Here is a 16,548-nt window from a genome sequence, read left to right as displayed (position 1 = left end):
ACCAGCGCTACCTGGACCGTGTGGCCGAGATGAAGGAAAGCATCGCGCGCCACGAAAGCGACATTGCCGGTCTCAAGCGTGAAATCGGCCGCCTTCCGGGACCCACTGCCAGACAGTAAGCTCGCGGCCGGCGCTTCTGGGTCAAAATGGCAGGCTTGAAAAAGCCCAATCTCTCCCTCACCGCCGCCTCACTGGCGTTTCCGCGCTTCCAGGCCTTTGACTTGCTGGCCACGCTGGTGGCCGTGGTTCGCACCGACGGTGTGGTGGTGTTTGCCAATGCCGCGCTGGAAGACGCGCTGGGCACCTCGCGCCGGACCATCGAGGGCTCCCAGTTACCCGACTGTTTCACCGAGCCCATGATCCTGCACAACGCGCTGGAAGGTGCGGGCAGCAATGAGTTTGCGGCGCTGCGTTATGACGCCTGGCTCAAGCCGCTGAACCGCGAGCCGATGCCGGTCCATGTGGTGGTGGCGCAAACCGACACCCCCGGCGAGGCCATTGTCGAGTTGCTGCCGCTCGAGCAGCAGGCCAAGCAGGACCGCGAGGAGCGGCTGATCGACCAGGCGCAGGCCAACAAGGAGCTGATCCGCAACCTGGCGCACGAGATCAAAAACCCGCTGGGTGGCATTCGAGGTGCTGCGCAATTGCTGCAGATGGAGCTGGAGTCCAAGGAGTTGATCGAATACACGCAGGTCATCATCCACGAGGCCGATCGGCTGCAGTCGCTGGTGGACCGCTTGCTGGCACCGCACCGGCGCCCGCACGTGGTGGGTGATGTCAACATCCACGAAGTGTGCGAACGGGTGCGCTCGCTCATCCTGGCTGAATTCCCCAAGGGGCTTGGTGTGGTGCGCGATTACGACACCTCGATTCCCGAGTTCCGGGGCGACCGTGAGCAACTCATTCAGGCGGTGCTGAACATCGCGCACAACGCGGCACAGGCCCTGTCGGCCAGGATCGCAGCGGGCGAAGGACAGATCATTTTCAGGACCCGTGTGGGCCGACAAGTGACGTTTGGTAAGCAGCGCTACCGGCTGGCACTGGAATTGCATGTGATCGACAACGGGCCTGGTGTTCCAGACTCGATCAAGGACCGTATTTTTTACCCGCTGGTGTCGGGTCGCGACGGCGGTTCGGGCCTGGGGCTCACGTTGGCGCAAACCTTTGTCCAGCAGCACCATGGTCTGATCGAGTGTGAGAGCGTCCCCGGCCACACGGATTTCAAATTGTTGATTCCGTTGCCTTGAAACCGATCACCACACGCCTCGCTTGACGAAGGAAAGACATAGACATGAAGCCGATCTGGATAGTGGACGACGACCAATCGATACGCTTCGTGCTGGAAAAGGCCCTGCTGCGCGAAAACCTGCCCACCCGCAGTTTCACCAACCCGCAAGATGTGCTGACCGCACTGGCCGATACCCCCGAGCATGAAGGACCTCAGATTCTGGTGAGCGACATCCGCATGCCCGGAGGCTCGGGCCTGGACTTGCTGGAAAAGGTCAAAGAAAAACTGCCCGGTCTGCCGGTCATCATCATGACCGCGTTTTCCGACCTGGACAGCGCCGTGTCGGCCTTCCAGGGCGGCGCGTTTGAATACCTGCCCAAGCCGTTTGACCTGCCCAAGGCGGTGGAGCTGATCCGCCGTGCGGTGGAAGAAAGCCAGCGCGAGGAAGTGGCCGAAGAGCGCATGAGCGCAGCCCCCGAAATGCTGGGCCAGGCGCCCGCCATGCAGGACGTGTTTCGTGCCATTGGCAGGCTCAGCCAGAGCCAGGTCACGGTGCTCATCACGGGCGAGTCGGGTTCGGGCAAAGAGCTGGTGGCGCGGGCGTTGCACAAGCATTCGCCGCGCGCAGCCGGGCCTTTCGTGGCCATCAACACCGCCGCCATTCCGAAGGACCTGCTGGAGTCGGAGCTGTTTGGCCATGAGCGGGGTGCGTTCACCGGCGCCCAGACCATGCGCCGGGGCCGTTTTGAGCAGGCCGACGGTGGCACCTTGTTTCTGGACGAAATTGGCGACATGCCGTTTGACCTGCAGACACGGCTGCTGCGTGTGCTGTCCGACGGGCACTTCTACCGCGTGGGTGGACACAGCGCCGTCAAGGCCCAGGTGCGGGTGATTGCTGCCACCCACCAAAACCTGGAGCAGCGCGTCAAAGAGGGTGTGTTTCGCGAGGACTTGTTTCACCGCCTCAACGTGATTCGCCTGCGCCTGCCCGCGCTGCGCGAGCGGCGCGAAGACATTCCCATGCTCACGCGCTTTTTCCTGCAGCAAAGCGCCAAGCAACTCGGCGTGGAGCCCAAGCGCATTTCTGAAGCAGCGCTGCGCTTGCTCGGCACGTTCGATTTCCCGGGCAACGTGCGCCAGCTGGAAAACGTGTGCCACTGGCTCACCGTGATGGCGCCCGCGCAGGTGATTGAGCTCAAAGACCTGCCCCCAGAGGTGTTGGCTGTATCGCACGTGGCTGCGGCACCGGCCAGCCCAGCGGATCCGTTGCCAGTGGCACCGGCTGCACCTGTGCTGGCAGAGGCTGCACCGCCAGCGTTTGCGCCAGCAGCGGTGCCCGCTTTGGCACCGCTGCTGCCAGACGAACCGGCCATGCCTGCCGCTGCGCTGGTGGCGCTTGCTCCGTTGGGTGTTTCGCCGGCCTGGGAGTCGGGCCTGCAGGCCGAGGCCTTGGCCTTGCTGGAGGAGGGGCGCACCGATGTGTGGGATGTGTTGACCCGCCGATTTGAAACCCGGTTGATCCAGACCGCGCTGGTCAACACCCGTGGGCGCCGCATTGAGGCCGCCCAAAAATTGGGCATTGGCCGCAACACCATCACCCGCAAGATTCAAGAGCTGAACCTGGAGTGATCTTTCCCACCCCCGCCGCGCGTTGCGCGCGACTCCCAAAGGGGCAACGCGGTGCGGCCCGGCAAAGCCGGTTCCGTCGCGTTCCCGGTCTGCTCCCCTTCAGTCCAGCGTCAGCACCACCGGCGCGTGGTCGCTGGGGCGCTCGTTTTTGCGGGGCAGCTTGTCCACGGCACAGGCAGAGGCGCGTGTTTTGAGCGCTTCGCTGATCAGGATGTGGTCGATCCGCATGCCGCGGTTGCGCCGAAACGCGAATTCGCGGTAATCCCACCAGCTGTAGTTTTTCTCGGGCTGTGGAAACAGGCGCACCGCGTCGGTCAGGCCCAGGCCAATGAGGGCTTGCAGGTGCGTGCGTTCTTCGGTGGTGCAGTGAATGGTTTCGCGCATGCCGTCGGGGTCCCACACGTCGGCGTCGTCGAAGGTGATGTTGTAGTCGCCCATCAGCACCAGTTGCGGGTGGGCAGCCATCTCGGCGCGCACCCACTCGCGCAGGGCTTCGAGCCAGTGCATCTTGTAGGCGAATTTGTCGCTGCCCGGTTCTTGGCCGTTGGGAAAATAGGCGCCGATCACGCGCACGCCGTCAAAGGTGGCGCACAGCACGCGCGATTGGGCGTCCGCAAAACCGGGAATGTTTTTGATCACGTCTTGCGCCGGTTGTTTGCTGATCAGCGCCACCCCGTTGTAGGTTTTCTGGCCGAACCATTGCGCCTGGTAGCCTGCATCGGCGAAGGCCTGCAGGGGAAATTTGTCGTCGGTGAGCTTGAGCTCCTGCAGGGCGAGCACGTCTACCGGGTGGGCTGAGAGCCAGTCGAGTACCTGGGGCAGGCGCACGGTGAGCGAGTTGATGTTCCAGGTGGCCAGTTGCATAAAGTCGCTCGGTGCTTGAAGAGAGGAGGTGTATTTGAAGCTTTTGGGCGCGCTGACCGGCGCTGACTTTGGTTTACTTGCGCTGCTCGCTGATCCAGTCGGCCAGGGCAAACAGCAGGCCAGAGACCACAAAGGTCAAATGGATGGTTATCTTCCACTTCAGTTGCTCGCTGGTGAGCGTGGTGCTGACCAAAAAGGCCTTGAGCAGTTCGACGGCTGAAATCGCCACGATAGCCCCAATCAGCTTCATTTTCAGATCAGAAAACCCCACCTTGCCCATCCAGGCGGGTTGGTCTTCGTGGTCACCAATGCTGAGTTTGGAGACGAAGTTTTCATAGGCGCTGAACACGATGATGAGCAGCAGCACCGCAATCAGCGCCGTGTCTACCAGTGTGAGGATGGAGATGACGGTGTCGTGCTCAATGAAGCCCAGCACGCCTTGGATCAGCAACACCATCTCTTTCACAAACTTGATCAGCAGCACCGCCATGCCGACGATGAGGCCTAGGAAAAACGGCACCAGCAGCCAGCGGCTGGAGAAGATGAACTTCTCTAAGGTGAGCTCGATTTTGTTGGGCGTTTTGGTCATGGTGAAAAGGGGCAAAAAAGCAAAAAGGGTCGAACGGGGGTGAAAAGTGCCCAGGAGACTGTCAGTCATTGACTGCAAGTCCCTCAGGCTCTTGAGGTTTTTCGTAGAAGGATAGCGGAAGACGGCCCCGGGTCGCTCCATGCCGGGGCGTGCTGCGCGTTATGCGGGCTTGGGTTGTCAGCTGTGTCGGGTGTAGGTCACAAAAGCAAAGGGCAGGCCGTTGGCTGCGACATGTGCTTCTCGGGTTTGCACCTGCCAAGCCGCATCAAGCGTGGGGGCGAACGCATCGCCCTCAAAGTCTTGGGCGATTTCGGTGACGACCACACTGCTGGCCAAGGGCAAGGCTTGGGCATAGATTTGCGCGCCGCCGATGACCCAGGCGTCGCTGCTGGGTGGGCACAGTGCCAGTGCCTCGGGCAGCGAGTGGGCCACCGACGCCCCGAAGGCATGCCAGGCCGGGTTGCGAGACACCACGATGTTCAGGCGACCCGGCAAGGGGCGAAATTTGGGCGGCAATGAATCCCAGGTTTGGCGACCCATGATGACCGGGCAACCCAGCGTGGTGCGCTTGAAGTGGGCCATGTCTTCGGGCAGGTGCCAGGGCAGGGTGTTGTTTTTGCCAATCACGCCGTTGGCGGCGCGGGCATAAATGAGGTGCAGGCGGGGGGCTTCGGTGGTCATGGGCTTATTGTGCCGCCCGGTTTCGGGGTGGCAGCAGCACGCTGGCAATCGCCACCATCACAAAGCCCATGGCCAGCCAGTCTTGCCAGTGCGGCACCTCGCCCACGATCAGGGTGGCGCTCAGCGTGCCCACCAGCGGTATCGCCATCACGCTCATGGCGCTGGTGGCGGGCGGCAGGTTGCGCGCCATGCCGAACCAGATGAGTTGGGCGAAGCCGTAGTTGATGACCACACCATATGCCAGGCTCAGCCACATGGGCAGCGAAAAGCGGGTGGGCTGGGGCAGGGGCTCCAGCGACAAGGCCAGCACCCACACCACCGCGCTGCCCAGCAGCAGCATCCACACCGTGACCACCAGCGGCGAGAGCGTGAGGTGGGCGCGGCGAAACAGCAGCGTGCCCAGCGCCCACGACACGGCAGCACCCAGCATCCAGGCAATGCCAGCGGGTCGCCCGGTCAGGCTGAGCAGTTCGTGCCACAGCAGCAGCGCAATGGCCACGCTGACACTGATCACGGCCAACCGCACGCGGGGTGTGATGCGCTCGCCAAAGAAGGCCGCGCCCAGCAGCACGGTGAAGATGGGCATGGTGAAGCCCAAAATGGCGGCCCGGCCCGAGGCCAGTTCTTGCACGCCGAAGATGGACAGCGTGTGCCAGCCCAGCACATTGGGCAAGCCCAGCCAGGCAATGGTTCGCCATTCACGGCCCACTGGCCACATGCGCTCGCCCTTGGCTGCCACGTACACAAACAGCCAGGCCGCGCCCAGCAGCATGGTGCTGGCGCGGAAATACAGCGGGCTGAGTTGCTGCAACGACAGCTTCATCATGGGCCAGTTGACGCCCCACATGAGCGTGAGGGCGAGCAGTGCCCAGAGTTGGCGGCGGGAGATCATGAAAGTGATCCCCCCGCGCCGCTTCGCGTCACCCCCCAGGGGGCGGCACTGGCCGTCTGGCAAAGCCAGCCCGGCGGTGCCTCTGGATGGCGAAACTTCATGCGTTGCGGATGGGTGCAAAACACCAGGAAATTAAACCGCAACGGGTGCCTTGATGGCCGGGTGGCACTCGTAGCCCAGCACCTCAAAGTCTTCAACCTGGTAGTCGAAGATGGAATCGGGGCGGCGCTTGATGTTGAGCGTGGGGTAGGCAAAAGGCTGTCGGCTCAGTTGCAGGGCCACCTGCTCGTGGTGATTGCTGTAGAGGTGGCAATCGCCACCGGTCCAGATGAAATCGCCCACATCCAGGTCGCACTGCTGCGCCACCATGTGGGTGAGCAGCGCGTAGCTGGCGATGTTGAATGGAACGCCCAGGAAAATGTCGGCGCTGCGTTGGTACAGCTGGCAGCTGAGTTTTCCGCGCTCGCCCGGCGCCTGCGGTGGCGCCACGTAGAACTGGAAAAGCGCGTGGCATGGCATCAATGCCATCTGGTCCAGCTCGGCCACGTTCCAGGCGCTGACGATGATGCGGCGGCTGTCGGGGTTGGTTTTTAGCGTGTGGATGGCGTCGGCGATCTGGTCGATGTGGCCACCGCCGGGCGTGGGCCAGCTGCGCCACTGCACGCCGTACACCGGGCCCAGGCTGCCGTCGGTGCGCGCCCATTCGTCCCAGATGGTGCAGCCGCGCTCTTGCAGCCATTTCACGTTGTTGTCGCCGCGCAGAAACCACAGCAGCTCGACGATGATGGCCTTTAGGAACACCTTTTTGGTGGTCACCAGTGGAAAGCCTTCGTTGAGGTCAAAGCGCATCTGATGGCCGAACACACTCTGGGTGCCAGTGCCTGTGCGGTCGCCTTTGTTCACGCCCTGGGTGAACACATGGCGCATGAAGTCTTCGTATTGGGTACGGATGGGTCGGATGCTCATAGGAATGCGGAGAGGATGGGTTGGCAGGATGTGGTCTAGGTCAGCACCCGTCCCGGGTTCATCAGGTTCTGCGGGTCCAGCGCCTGTTTGAGCCGGTGCATCAGCGCCAGCGCCACCGGATCTTTGTAGTGCGGCAACTTGTCGGCCTTGAGGCTGCCCACGCCGTGTTCGGCGCTGATGGAGCCTTCAAAACGCTTCACCTGGTCGAACACCAGCGTGTTCACCCGGTCTTCCTGCTCGCGCAGAAAAGCCTGGGGGTTGCCTGCGTACACGCCGGTGTCGGGCGCCTGCACGTTGTAGTGCAGGTTGCCATCGCCCAGATGGCCGAAGTTGACCAGCCGCACACCCGGTATTTCACGTTGCAGCAGGGCGTCGGTTTCGGTGCAAAAAACCGGAATGCTCGACACCGGGATGCTGATGTCGTGTTTGATGTTCAGGCCTTCTTCGGACTGCGCCAGGGAAATGCTTTCGCGGATGTGCCAGAGCTGCTGCGCCTGGGCCAGGCTTTCGGCCACCACGGCATCGCTCACCACGCCTTGCTCCAGCGCTTCTTCCAGCAGACGTTCAAACTGCGCACGGGCGTGTGCTTCAGACTCGCTGTCGCTGTTTTCCAGCAGCACGCAGTAGGGCGTGCTGTCCCACAGCGGTACCCGCAGTTGCTTGAAATGGCGGTCCACCAGGCTGAGCGCAAACTGGCCCATCACCTCAAAGCCGGTGAGCCCGGCACCCAGGTGGCGGTGTGCCAGCCCCAGCAGCGCCACGGCGGCCTCCAGCGTGGGCACGGCGGCCCAGGCGGTCAGCTGGGCGGCGGGCAGGGGATAGAGCTTCATCGTGGCCGCCGTGATGATGCCCAGTGTGCCCTCGCTGCCAATGAACAGGTTGCGCAGGTCGTAGCCGGTGTTGTCCTTGCGCAGACCGCTGAGCCCGTTCCAGATCTCACCTTGTGCGGTCACCACCTCCAGCCCCAGGCAGAGGTCGCGGGTGTTGCCGTAACGCACCACCTGGGTGCCGCCAGCGTTGGTGGCCAGGTTGCCGCCGATGGTGCAACTGCCTTCCGAGGCCAGGCTCAGCGGCAGCCACAGGCCGGCGTCGGCAGCGGCTTGCTGCGCCGTTTGCAGCACGCAGCCGGCTTCGAGCGTGAGCGTGAGGTTGGCGGCATCGAGCGCGCGGATGCGGTTCAGGCGCCGGGTGCACAGCAGCACCTCGGTGCCGCTGGGGTCGGGTACGCCGCCCAGCACCAGCCCGGTGTTGCCGCCCTGGGGCACGATGGCGGCCCCGGCGGCGGCGCAGGCTCGCACCACGGCCGCCACTTGCTCCGTGCTGCCGGGGCGCACCACGGCGCGCGCACGGCCGCGCTCGCGGCCGCGCCAGTCGCGCTCGAAGGGTTCGAGTTCGGCCCCCGGGGCATCGGGCGCCAGCACATAGGGCGCGCCGACGCAGGCGCGCAGGGCGTCGAGCAAGGGGTCGGGGGTGCGGCTCATGGCGCAGACCGGCCGCCAGAGCCAGCAGCCCCAGCCGCAGCTTGCGCCGCCGCCACCTCGCGCAGCGCCTTGGCCGCTTGCAGCCGCAGCTTGATGTGCATGGCGCAGGCCGTGAACAGGGCCACGCACAGCAGCACCTGCAGCGCAGCCAGTGCCTGCGACCAGCCGGTTTCGGTGGTGGCGCGCATCACGCCCTCGAGCACGTATAGCCACACCAGCAGACTCACCCAGCGATAGGTGTACATGCGCAAACGCAGTAGGCCTGGCAGTGGCAGCAGCAGCGGCAGCACCTTGAGCGCCCACCACGAGCCGCCTTCGCGCAGCGGCGCCAGCCACAGCTCCCAGGCTAGGCCGAGCACGATCAAGCCCAGCACGCTGGCCACCGCGATGAATCGGGTGCGCTTGGCCGCGGCGCTGGGTGGGGTGGAAGTGAGCGCCAAATGGTCGGCGCTGCCTGCGTAATCGGTGGATGTCGGGTGGTTCATGGATGGGGGCAAAGACCGTGGCATGATAGCCGGATGCAGGCATCCAAATTATCAACTTGGGCCATGGGCGCGGCCAATATCTTGCGCCGACCAGCCCAGACCCTGTGGGATGGGCTGCTGCATTTTCCGTGGCGCACCACGGTGCAGACGCTGCGCGAGCGCTTTCGCGCCGACGACCTCAGCAACGCCGCCGCCAGCCTCTCGTTCACCACCGCCTTTGCCTTGGTGCCCTTCATCACCGTGGCGCTGGCGGTGTTCAGCCTGTTTCCGGCCTTTGCGCGCATCGAGTTGCAGGTGCGCGAGTGGCTGCTCAGCGGTCTGATTCCGCCCCACATCGCCGAGCCGATGGCGCATTATCTGTCGCAGTTTTCGGCGCACGCGGCGCAGATGGGCGGGGTCGGAGCCATCGGTCTGCTGATCACGGTGCTGGTGATGGTCTGGTCGATCGACCTCAAGCTCAACGAAATCTGGCGCGTGCGCCGCATGCGCTCCTTCATGCAGCGGCTGCTGATCTACTGGAGCCTGCTCACGCTGGTGCCTCTGCTCATCGGCCTGAGCCTGAGCCTCACCTCTTACGCGCTCTCGGTTTCGCAGGGCTGGGTGGTGGGTATGCACGGGCTGATGTTCACGCTGCTGGAGGGGCTGGAGTTTGGGGTCATCGTGCTCGCCATCGGGGCCATGTTTCGCTACGTGCCCAATGCCAGCGTGCGCTGGAGCCATGCGCTGGCCGGGGGCCTGTTTGCGGCTTTTGGGGTGGAGCTGGTCAAGAGGCTGCTGGCCTGGTATCTGGTGGCCATGCCCACGCTCTCGCTGCTCTACGGCACGCTGGCCACGCTGCCCATTTTGCTGTTCTGGGTCTATCTGGTGTGGTCGATCGTGTTGCTGGGCGCGGTGGTGGCGGCCTATCTGCCCAGTTTGCTGGCCGGGGTAGCGCGGCGCGGCGACACACCCGGCTGGCGCATGCAACTGGCGCTGGAGGCGCTGGCGCAGTTGCAGCTCGAGCGCATGGCCGGTGGCCGCGGGCTGGCGCTGGCGGCGCTGGCGGCGCGGCTGCGTGTGGATGCGCTGCAACTCGAAGCCCCGCTGGAGGCGCTGCAGGCGCTAGACTGGGTCGGGCGGCTCGACGAAGGCGGCGAGCGTTTCGTGCTGCTGGTGGACCCGGCGCAGACCGCCGCTTCGCCGCTGCTGCAAAGCCTGCTGCTGCCGGTCGAGCCCGGCACGCTGGCGCTGTGGCAGCGCAGCCACTGGAGCGAGGCGCGGCTGGCCGATCTGCTGCCGCCCCCTATTCTCTGATCAGGCTTGCGCCAAATACCCGCGCAAGCCCTGCAGCACCGCGTCTGGCGCTTCGCTCATCAGGGCGTGGCCCGCCTGCAGGCGCAGCACGCGGCTGCCGGGCGGGGCGGCATCGACCAGGCTTTGCGCCGCCTTGGGCGGCGTCATCTGGTCTAGGTTGCCCAACACGAACAGCACCGGGATGCTCAGTTGCTGCATGGCCTGCAAGCCCTGGTCGTAGCGGTCGCAGGCCGTGAAGCCTTGGTGCAACAGATTGACTTGCGCGTTGCTGGCCAGCACTTGGCGCATCAGGGCGCGCGCGCTGCCGCGCAGCCAGGTGCCAGGGCCAAGCACCGAAGGACCGCTGGCCAGGCTGGAGTGGCTGTATTGGTTGATGCGCTCGATGGCTTGCAGCGGCTCATCGGTGGCCAGTTGCAGCAGGGCGGGCGCGACGCGCATCGGGTAGGCGCTGCCCACCAGCGCCAGGTGGTGCACGCGCTCTGGCGCTTCGGCGCTGGCTTGCAGGGCAATCAGCGAGCCCCAGCTGTGGCCGACCAGCGCCGCGCGCTCGACGCCCAGCGCATCGAGCAGCGCGAGCAAGCTGGCGGCGGCTTGCTGCACGCTTTCCGGGGCCGCGCCGCCGCTGCGGCCGTGGCCGGGCAGGTCGATGGCCAGCACGTTGTAGCCGTGGTGCGCCAGGTAGCGGCTTTGCAAAATCCAGACGCTGTGGTCGTTGAGCACACCGTGGATGAACAGCACCGTGGGGCGCGCCGGGTCGAAGGGGCGGCCGCCGGTGTAGGCGTACAGGGGGCCGTCGGGCAGGGCTATGCGCATGATCTTTAGGCTCCGGCTTTTTCGGCTGCTTTCAGGGCGCGCTTGAGGTCGTCGATCAGGTCGGCCGGGTCTTCTAGGCCGATCGAGAGCCGGATCGTGCCGGGCCCGATGCCGGCCGCCGCCAGTTCGGCGTCGTTCAAGCGAAAGTGCGTGGTGCTGGCCGGGTGGATGACGAGGCTGCGGCAGTCGCCCACATTGGCTAGGTGGCTAAAAATCTGCAGCGCCTCAATGAAGGCGCGGCCTTGGGCGCGGCTGCCCTTGAGGTCGAAGCTGAACACGCTGCCGGCCCCGCGCGGCAGCAGCCGCTGCGCCAGCGCGTGGCTGGGGTGCGACTCCAGCAGCGGGTGCCCCACCCGGCCCACAAAGGGGTGACACGCCAAAAATTGCACCACTTGTTCGGTGTTGCCTACGTGGCGCGCCATGCGCAACGGCAGGGTTTCGATGCCTTGCAAAATCAGCCAGGCGCTGTGCGGGCTCAGGCAGGCGCCAAAGTCGCGCAGGCCCTCGCGGCGCGCACGCAGCAAAAAGGCCCCCACGCTGGCTTCCTCGCTAAACACCATGTCGTGAAAACCGGCGTAGGGCGCGCACAGCTCCGGGTGGCGCCCGGCGCGCTCCCAGTCGAAGCTGCCGCCATCGACCAGCACGCCGCCGATCACGGTGCCGTGGCCGCTGAGGAACTTGGTGGCCGAGTGCAGCACCAGATCGGCCCCCAGCGCCAGCGGCTGCATCAGCCACGGGGTGGTGAGCGTGCTGTCGAGCAGCAGCGGCAGGCCGGCCTCGTGCGCGATCTGCGCCACGGCGGGTACATCCAGCACATCCAGCCCCGGGTTGCCCAGCGTCTCACCAAACAACAGCCGGGTGTTGGGGCGCACAGCGGCGCGCCAGCCGTCGAGGTCGGCCGGGGCCACGAAAGTGGTTTCGATGCCAAAGCGGCGCAGCGTGTGCTGCAGCAGGTTGTGGCTGCCGCCGTAGAGCGCGCTGGAGGCCACCAGGTGCCCGCCGGCCCCCATCAGGGTGGCCACGGCCAGGTGCAGCGCCGCCTGCCCGCTGGCGGTGGCAATGGCGCCCACGCCGCCTTCGAGCGCGGCTACGCGCTGCTCCAGCACCGCGTTGGTCGGGTTGCTGATGCGGCTATAGACGTGCCCGGCGCGCTCCAGGTTGAACAGCGCTGCCGCGTGGTCGCAGGACTCGAATACGAACGAGGTGCTCAGGTGGATCGGCAGCGCGCGTGCCCCGGTGCTGGGGTCGGGGGTGGCACCAGCGTGCAGCGCCAGGGTGTCGAAGCCGGGGTCGGCAAAGCCGCTCATGGGGTGCTCCTGGGTGTCGGGTTTGTGTGGTGTGATAGCCCTGCCATTGTGGGCTATATTTGAGCCTATGCCGTGCGCGGCCCTTACAGGAGTTTAGCGATGAAAGTCAGCGATATTTTGCGTGTCAAAGGTGGCACGCTCTACACCGTCTCCCCCGACGCGCCCTTGAGCCAGGCGGTGCAGACCATGGCCGAGCTCGACATCGGCTCGCTGGCGGTGATGGAGCACGGCGAGCTGGTCGGCATGCTGACCTTTCGCGAGGTGCTGCGCACCTTGGCTCAAAACAGCGGCAATTGCGGCAGCGGCAGCGTGCGCGCCGTGATGGACGACCACCCCATGAGCTGCACCAGCCAGACCGACTTGGAGCAGGTGCGCCCGCTGATGCTGCAAAAGCACACCCGCTACATGCCGGTGATGGACGATCGCATGCTCATGGGCGTGATCAGCTTTTACGACGTGGCCAAGGCAGTGGTGGAAGCGCAAAACTTTGAGAACAAAATGCTCAAAGCCTACATCCGCGATTGGCCCGAGGAAGAGGCGCAGTCGGCTGACAAGGCCTGAGGGTGCCAAACCTAGGGGATCTGGGATAATCCGGTCGCATGAGCGGCAACACCTTTGGCACCCTGTTTTGCGTCACCAACTTTGGTGAATCCCACGGCCCGGCCATAGGCTGCGTGATCGACGGCTGCCCGCCCGGGCTGGCCTTGAGCGAGGCCGACATCCAGCCCGAGCTGGACCGGCGCCGCCCCGGCAGCAGCGCCTTCGTGACCCAGCGCAAAGAGCCCGACCAGGTGCAAATCCTCAGCGGCGTCTATCAGGGCCAGACCACCGGCACCCCGATCGCCCTGCTCATTCCCAACACCGACCCGCGCAGCAAAGACTACGGCGACATCGTCCAGACCTTTCGCCCCGGCCACGCCGACTACAGCTACTGGCGCAAATACGGTCTGCGCGACCCGCGCGGCGGCGGGCGTTCCTCGGCGCGCTTGACCGCGCCCACGGTGGCGGCGGGGGCGGTGGCCAGAAAATGGTTGCAGCAGCAACACGGCATCGCTTTCCGGGGCTGCCTGACGGCGCTCGGGGCGCTCGAAATCCCCTTCGAGGGCTGGGAGCACGTGGCGCGCAATCCGTTTTTTGCCCCGGTTGCAGACGTGTCGGCGCTGGAGCAGTATCTGCTCGACCTGCGCAAGCGCGGCGACTCCTGCGGCGCGCGGCTGCGCGTGGCAGCACAAGGGGTGCCGGCCGGTCTGGGCCAGCCGATCTACGACAAGCTCGACGCCGATATCGCCTACGCCATGATGGGCCTCAACGCCGTCAAGGGGGTCGAGATCGGGGCCGGTTTTGCCTGTGTGGCCGACCTCGGCAGCACGCATGGCGACGCGCTCACACCCGCGGGCTTCGTCGGCAACAAGGCCGGTGGCGTGCTGGGTGGCATCAGCAGCGGGCAAGACATCGAAGTGGCGCTGGCGATCAAGCCCACCAGCTCGATCTTGCTGCCGCGCCCCTCGATCGACCTGCAAGGCCAGGCCACCGAGGTGATTACCAAAGGCCGCCACGACCCCTGCGTGGGCCTGCGCGCGGTGCCCATTGCCGAGGCGCTGCTGGCGCTGGTGCTGATGGACCACGCCCTGCGCCAGCGCGCTCAGTGCGGCGATGTGCGGCTGCCACAGGCACCAATTGCGGCTGCGGCACCGGACTGAAGCCGGGGTTTAAGCCCCGCAAGCCCCGTCAGGCCCCGTCAGTTGCCCCGTATTTGCGCACCAGCGCCTCCAGCGCGATCTGGTAGCCCAGCACGCCAAAGCCGATCACGATCCCGGCCGCTGCTGGCGAGAGGTAGGAGTGCTGCCGAAACGGCTCGCGCGCGTGTACGTTCGAGATGTGGCACTCGATCACCGGCAACTGCGGCACGCCCTTGACCGCATCGTGCAGCGCGACCGAGGTGTGGGTGTAGGCGCCGGGGTTGAACACGCAGCCCAGCGCCAGGCCAGCGCGTTGCAAGCGGCCATACTCGTGCAGCTTGTCGATCAGCGCGCCTTCCCAATTGCTCTGCAGGCATTCGGCGGCGTAACCCAGTTTGGCTGCGGCGTGCTGGAACGCCGCCTCCACGTCGGCCAGCGTGGTGTGCCCGTACAGCTCGGGCTCGCGCGTGCCCAGCAGGTTCAGATTGGGGCCGTTGAGGAGCAGGATTTTTTTCATGGCCCGGATTGTGCGCTGTTTTTTTGCCTCGGCCAGTGCAAGGCTCCCGTGGCCAGCAGCACCCCGAGCAGGATCACGCCGCCGCCCACGACCATGCTCAGCGTGACCGCCTCATCCAGCAGCAGCGCGCCGTAGAGGAGGGCAAAAATCGGAATTAAAAAGGTCACGGTGAGCGCCTTGCTGGCCCCGGCGCGCGCGATCAGGCGAAAAAACAGCAGATAGGCCAGCGCCGAGCACAGCAGCCCCACCGCCACCACCGCGCTCCAGGCCAATGCGCTGGGAGGTTGCGTCGGCCAGAACCAGGCCATGGGCAGCGCCAGCGTCAGTGCCGCTGCCACCTGGCTGCCGCCCGCGATCACCAGCGGCGGCACCTCGCTCAGGTAGCGCCGGTGGTGGCTGGCCGCCAGCCCATAGCACAGCGTAGCACCCAGGCAAGCCAGCACCGCCCAGCCGGTGCCGCCGCCGCCAAAATCGGCCTTGGGCCATGAGAGCAGCAGCACCCCGCCAAAACCCACCGCCAGCCCCAGTGCGCGCCCGGCGGGCAGGCGCTCGCGCAGCCACAGCCAAGCCACCACGGCCCCAAACAGCGGCGTGGTGGCGTTCAATATCGCCGACAAGCCGGTCGAAATCGACAGCAGCGCCCAGGCAAAGAGCGCAAACGGCAGCGCCGAACTCAGCAGCCCGGAAACAAAAATTGCCCCGGCGTGCTGGCGCAGCACGCGCCAGTGCCCGGCCAGCAGCAGCAGCGGCAGCAGCGCCGCCGCCGCCACGCTCACGCGCATGCCGGCGGTGGCCCAAGGCCCAAACTCGGCCGCGCCCAGCATCATGAACAAAAACGAAGAGCCCCAAAGGGCGGCCAGGAGCAGGAATTCGGCGGCGAGGGGCAGGTGCATCGAGTCGATTGTCGCCGATGCCGCCCCTCACTTGCCCCAGGAGTCTTTGAGCGCGGTGATGCGGTTAAACACCAGCCGCGCCGGGCCGTGATCGTGCCGGTCGGCCACAAAGTAGCCGTGGCGCTCGAACTGGAAGCGCTGCTCGGGCTGCGCCTGCGCTAGCGTGGGTTCGAGCCAGGCTTGCACGGTCTGCAGGCTGTGAGGGTTGAGGGCTTGCAGAAAGTCGGCCCCGCCGGCCTCGGGCTGGGCGCTGTTGAACAGGCGCTCGTACAGGCGCACCTCGGCGGGCACGGCGTCGGCGGCGGCTACCCAGGTGATGGCGGCCTTGGCCTTGACGCTGTCGGCACCGGGGCTGCCGCTCTTGGTGCCGGGCAGCAGCACGGCGTGTACCTCGGTGATCTGGCCGCTGGCGTCGGCGCGGTAGCCGGTGCACTCGATCACGTAGGCACCCTTGAGGCGCACCCGGTTGCCGGTGCCGCCCGCCTCTTGCGGCGGGTAGAGGCGCTTGTAGCCCTTGGGCGGCACGGCGGCAAAGTCGTCGCGCTCGATCCAGAGCTCGCGCCCGAGCAGAAACTGGCGCGGCGGCACCTCAAGCCCCTCGGGCGGGTGCGGCAGCGCGGGCAAGGTGCAGCCCTCGGTGGCATCGGAGTTGCCATAAATCTCGTCCCAGTTGAGCAGCACCAGCTTGAGCGGCTCCAGCACCGCCATGGCGCGCGGCGCGCTGTGCTCCAGGTCTTCGCGCAGGCAGCCCTCTAGCGTGGCGTAGTCGATCCAGGAATCGCTCTTGCTGGCGCCGATGCGCTCGGCAAAGAGGCGGATCGCACTCGGGGTGTAGCCGCGCCGGCGCAGCCCGGCCAGGGTGGGCAGGCGCGGGTCGTCCCAACCGCTGACGCGGCCTTCGCTCACCAGTTGCGCCAGCTTGCGCTTGCTCGTGAGCACGTAAGTGAGGTTGAGGCGCGCAAACTCGTACTGGCGCGGCAGCGGGTGTTGCAGCAGGCCGCCTTCGGCCAGGCGCTCCAGCAGCCAATCGTAAAACGGGCGCTGGTCTTCAAATTCGAGCGTGCAGATGCTGTGCGTGATCTGCTCGAGTGCGTCTTCGATCGGGTGCGCGTAGGTGTACATGGGGTAGATGCACCAGGCATCGCCCGTGCGGTGGTGGGTGGCGCGGCGGATGCGGTACAGCGCCGGGTCGCGCAGGTTCAGGTTCGGGCTGGCCATGTCGATCTTGGCG

The 16,548-nt window shown here is 65.8% G+C and carries 17 protein-coding genes; 5 read left to right on the top strand and 12 right to left on the bottom strand.

What is annotated here, in order from left to right:
* Positions 1 to 146: 146 nt before the first annotated feature.
* The gene (gene glnL, locus Q7J58_RS14605; RefSeq protein WP_304829472.1) at positions 147 to 1,247 is read left to right on the top strand and encodes a nitrogen regulation protein NR(II); all 1,101 of its coding nucleotides are present in this window, start codon (positions 147 to 149) and stop codon (positions 1,245 to 1,247) included.
* A gap of 44 nt (positions 1,248 to 1,291) precedes the next feature.
* Positions 1,292 to 2,857: a nitrogen regulation protein NR(I) gene (gene ntrC, locus Q7J58_RS14600; RefSeq protein WP_304829470.1), complete on the top strand. Its 1,566-nt coding sequence runs from the start codon at positions 1,292 to 1,294 to the stop codon at positions 2,855 to 2,857.
* Between the two features lie 99 nt (positions 2,858 to 2,956).
* Here ntrC and xth read toward each other — a convergent pair whose 3' ends face one another.
* The 7 genes from xth to Q7J58_RS14565 all read right to left on the bottom strand — a co-directional run bounded on the left by xth (position 2,957) and on the right by Q7J58_RS14565 (position 8,815).
* On the bottom strand, positions 2,957 to 3,721 hold the full coding sequence (gene xth, locus Q7J58_RS14595; protein ID WP_304829467.1) for an exodeoxyribonuclease III: 765 nt from the start codon (positions 3,719 to 3,721) through the stop codon (positions 2,957 to 2,959).
* A 73-nt stretch (positions 3,722 to 3,794) separates the two neighbouring features.
* A complete protein-coding gene (locus Q7J58_RS14590; protein WP_304829464.1) occupies positions 3,795 to 4,310 on the bottom strand; it encodes a TIGR00645 family protein in 516 nt (171 codons plus the stop codon).
* Between the two features lie 177 nt (positions 4,311 to 4,487).
* The gene (locus Q7J58_RS14585; protein WP_304829461.1) at positions 4,488 to 4,991 is read right to left on the bottom strand and encodes a dihydrofolate reductase; all 504 of its coding nucleotides are present in this window, start codon (positions 4,989 to 4,991) and stop codon (positions 4,488 to 4,490) included.
* A 4-nt stretch (positions 4,992 to 4,995) separates the two neighbouring features.
* On the bottom strand, positions 4,996 to 5,883 hold the full coding sequence (locus tag Q7J58_RS14580) for a DMT family transporter (protein WP_304829458.1): 888 nt from the start codon (positions 5,881 to 5,883) through the stop codon (positions 4,996 to 4,998).
* A 132-nt stretch (positions 5,884 to 6,015) separates the two neighbouring features.
* Entirely contained in the window at positions 6,016 to 6,849 is an 834-nt protein-coding gene (locus Q7J58_RS14575) for a thymidylate synthase (RefSeq protein WP_304829455.1), read from the bottom strand.
* Between the two features lie 35 nt (positions 6,850 to 6,884).
* Entirely contained in the window at positions 6,885 to 8,330 is a 1,446-nt protein-coding gene (locus Q7J58_RS14570; RefSeq protein ID WP_304829452.1) for an FAD-binding oxidoreductase, read from the bottom strand.
* The gene (locus tag Q7J58_RS14565; RefSeq protein ID WP_304829450.1) at positions 8,327 to 8,815 is read right to left on the bottom strand and encodes a DUF2069 domain-containing protein; all 489 of its coding nucleotides are present in this window, start codon (positions 8,813 to 8,815) and stop codon (positions 8,327 to 8,329) included. Before Q7J58_RS14565 ends, Q7J58_RS14570 begins: the two co-directional genes overlap by 4 nt.
* Before the next feature lie 63 nt (positions 8,816 to 8,878).
* On the opposite strand from Q7J58_RS14565, the gene Q7J58_RS14560 reads away from it, so the two are divergent.
* Positions 8,879 to 10,108 (top strand): YihY family inner membrane protein, encoded by a 1,230-nt coding sequence (locus tag Q7J58_RS14560; RefSeq protein WP_304829447.1) that lies wholly within the window; start codon positions 8,879 to 8,881, stop codon positions 10,106 to 10,108.
* On the opposite strand, the gene Q7J58_RS14555 is transcribed toward Q7J58_RS14560, so the two are convergent.
* The gene (locus tag Q7J58_RS14555) at positions 10,109 to 10,921 is read right to left on the bottom strand and encodes an alpha/beta hydrolase (RefSeq protein ID WP_304829444.1); all 813 of its coding nucleotides are present in this window, start codon (positions 10,919 to 10,921) and stop codon (positions 10,109 to 10,111) included.
* Positions 10,922 to 10,926: 5 nt separating this feature from the next.
* Positions 10,927 to 12,228 carry an O-acetylhomoserine aminocarboxypropyltransferase gene (locus Q7J58_RS14550; protein WP_304829441.1) on the bottom strand — a complete coding sequence of 434 codons (1,302 nt, stop codon included), beginning with the start codon at positions 12,226 to 12,228 and terminating at the stop codon, positions 10,927 to 10,929.
* A 99-nt stretch (positions 12,229 to 12,327) separates the two neighbouring features.
* Between Q7J58_RS14550 and Q7J58_RS14545 the strand changes: the two genes are divergently transcribed.
* A complete protein-coding gene (locus Q7J58_RS14545) occupies positions 12,328 to 12,789 on the top strand; it encodes a CBS domain-containing protein (protein ID WP_304829438.1) in 462 nt (153 codons plus the stop codon).
* Positions 12,790 to 12,827: 38 nt separating this feature from the next.
* The gene (aroC, locus tag Q7J58_RS14540; protein ID WP_304829435.1) at positions 12,828 to 13,928 is read left to right on the top strand and encodes a chorismate synthase; all 1,101 of its coding nucleotides are present in this window, start codon (positions 12,828 to 12,830) and stop codon (positions 13,926 to 13,928) included.
* A gap of 28 nt (positions 13,929 to 13,956) precedes the next feature.
* On the opposite strand, the gene aroQ is transcribed toward aroC, so the two are convergent.
* The 3 genes from aroQ to Q7J58_RS14525 all read right to left on the bottom strand — a co-directional run.
* Positions 13,957 to 14,424, bottom strand: coding sequence for a type II 3-dehydroquinate dehydratase (gene aroQ / locus Q7J58_RS14535; RefSeq protein WP_304829432.1), 468 nt, complete (start codon positions 14,422 to 14,424; stop codon positions 13,957 to 13,959).
* Complete coding sequence (locus Q7J58_RS14530) at positions 14,421 to 15,317, bottom strand: DMT family transporter (protein WP_034111963.1); 897 nt, start codon at positions 15,315 to 15,317, stop codon at positions 14,421 to 14,423. The genes aroQ and Q7J58_RS14530 overlap by 4 nt, the downstream gene beginning before the upstream one ends.
* A 27-nt stretch (positions 15,318 to 15,344) precedes the next feature.
* On the bottom strand, positions 15,345 to 16,548 hold a 1,204-nt coding region (locus Q7J58_RS14525), incomplete at its 5' end, for a glutamate--tRNA ligase family protein (protein WP_304829427.1).

Origin of the sequence: Hydrogenophaga sp. (assembly GCF_030656115.1) — a bacterium.
Taxonomy (GTDB): Bacteria; Pseudomonadota; Gammaproteobacteria; order Burkholderiales; family Burkholderiaceae_C; genus Hydrogenophaga.
This window is presented reverse-complemented; position numbering and strand designations above follow the sequence as displayed.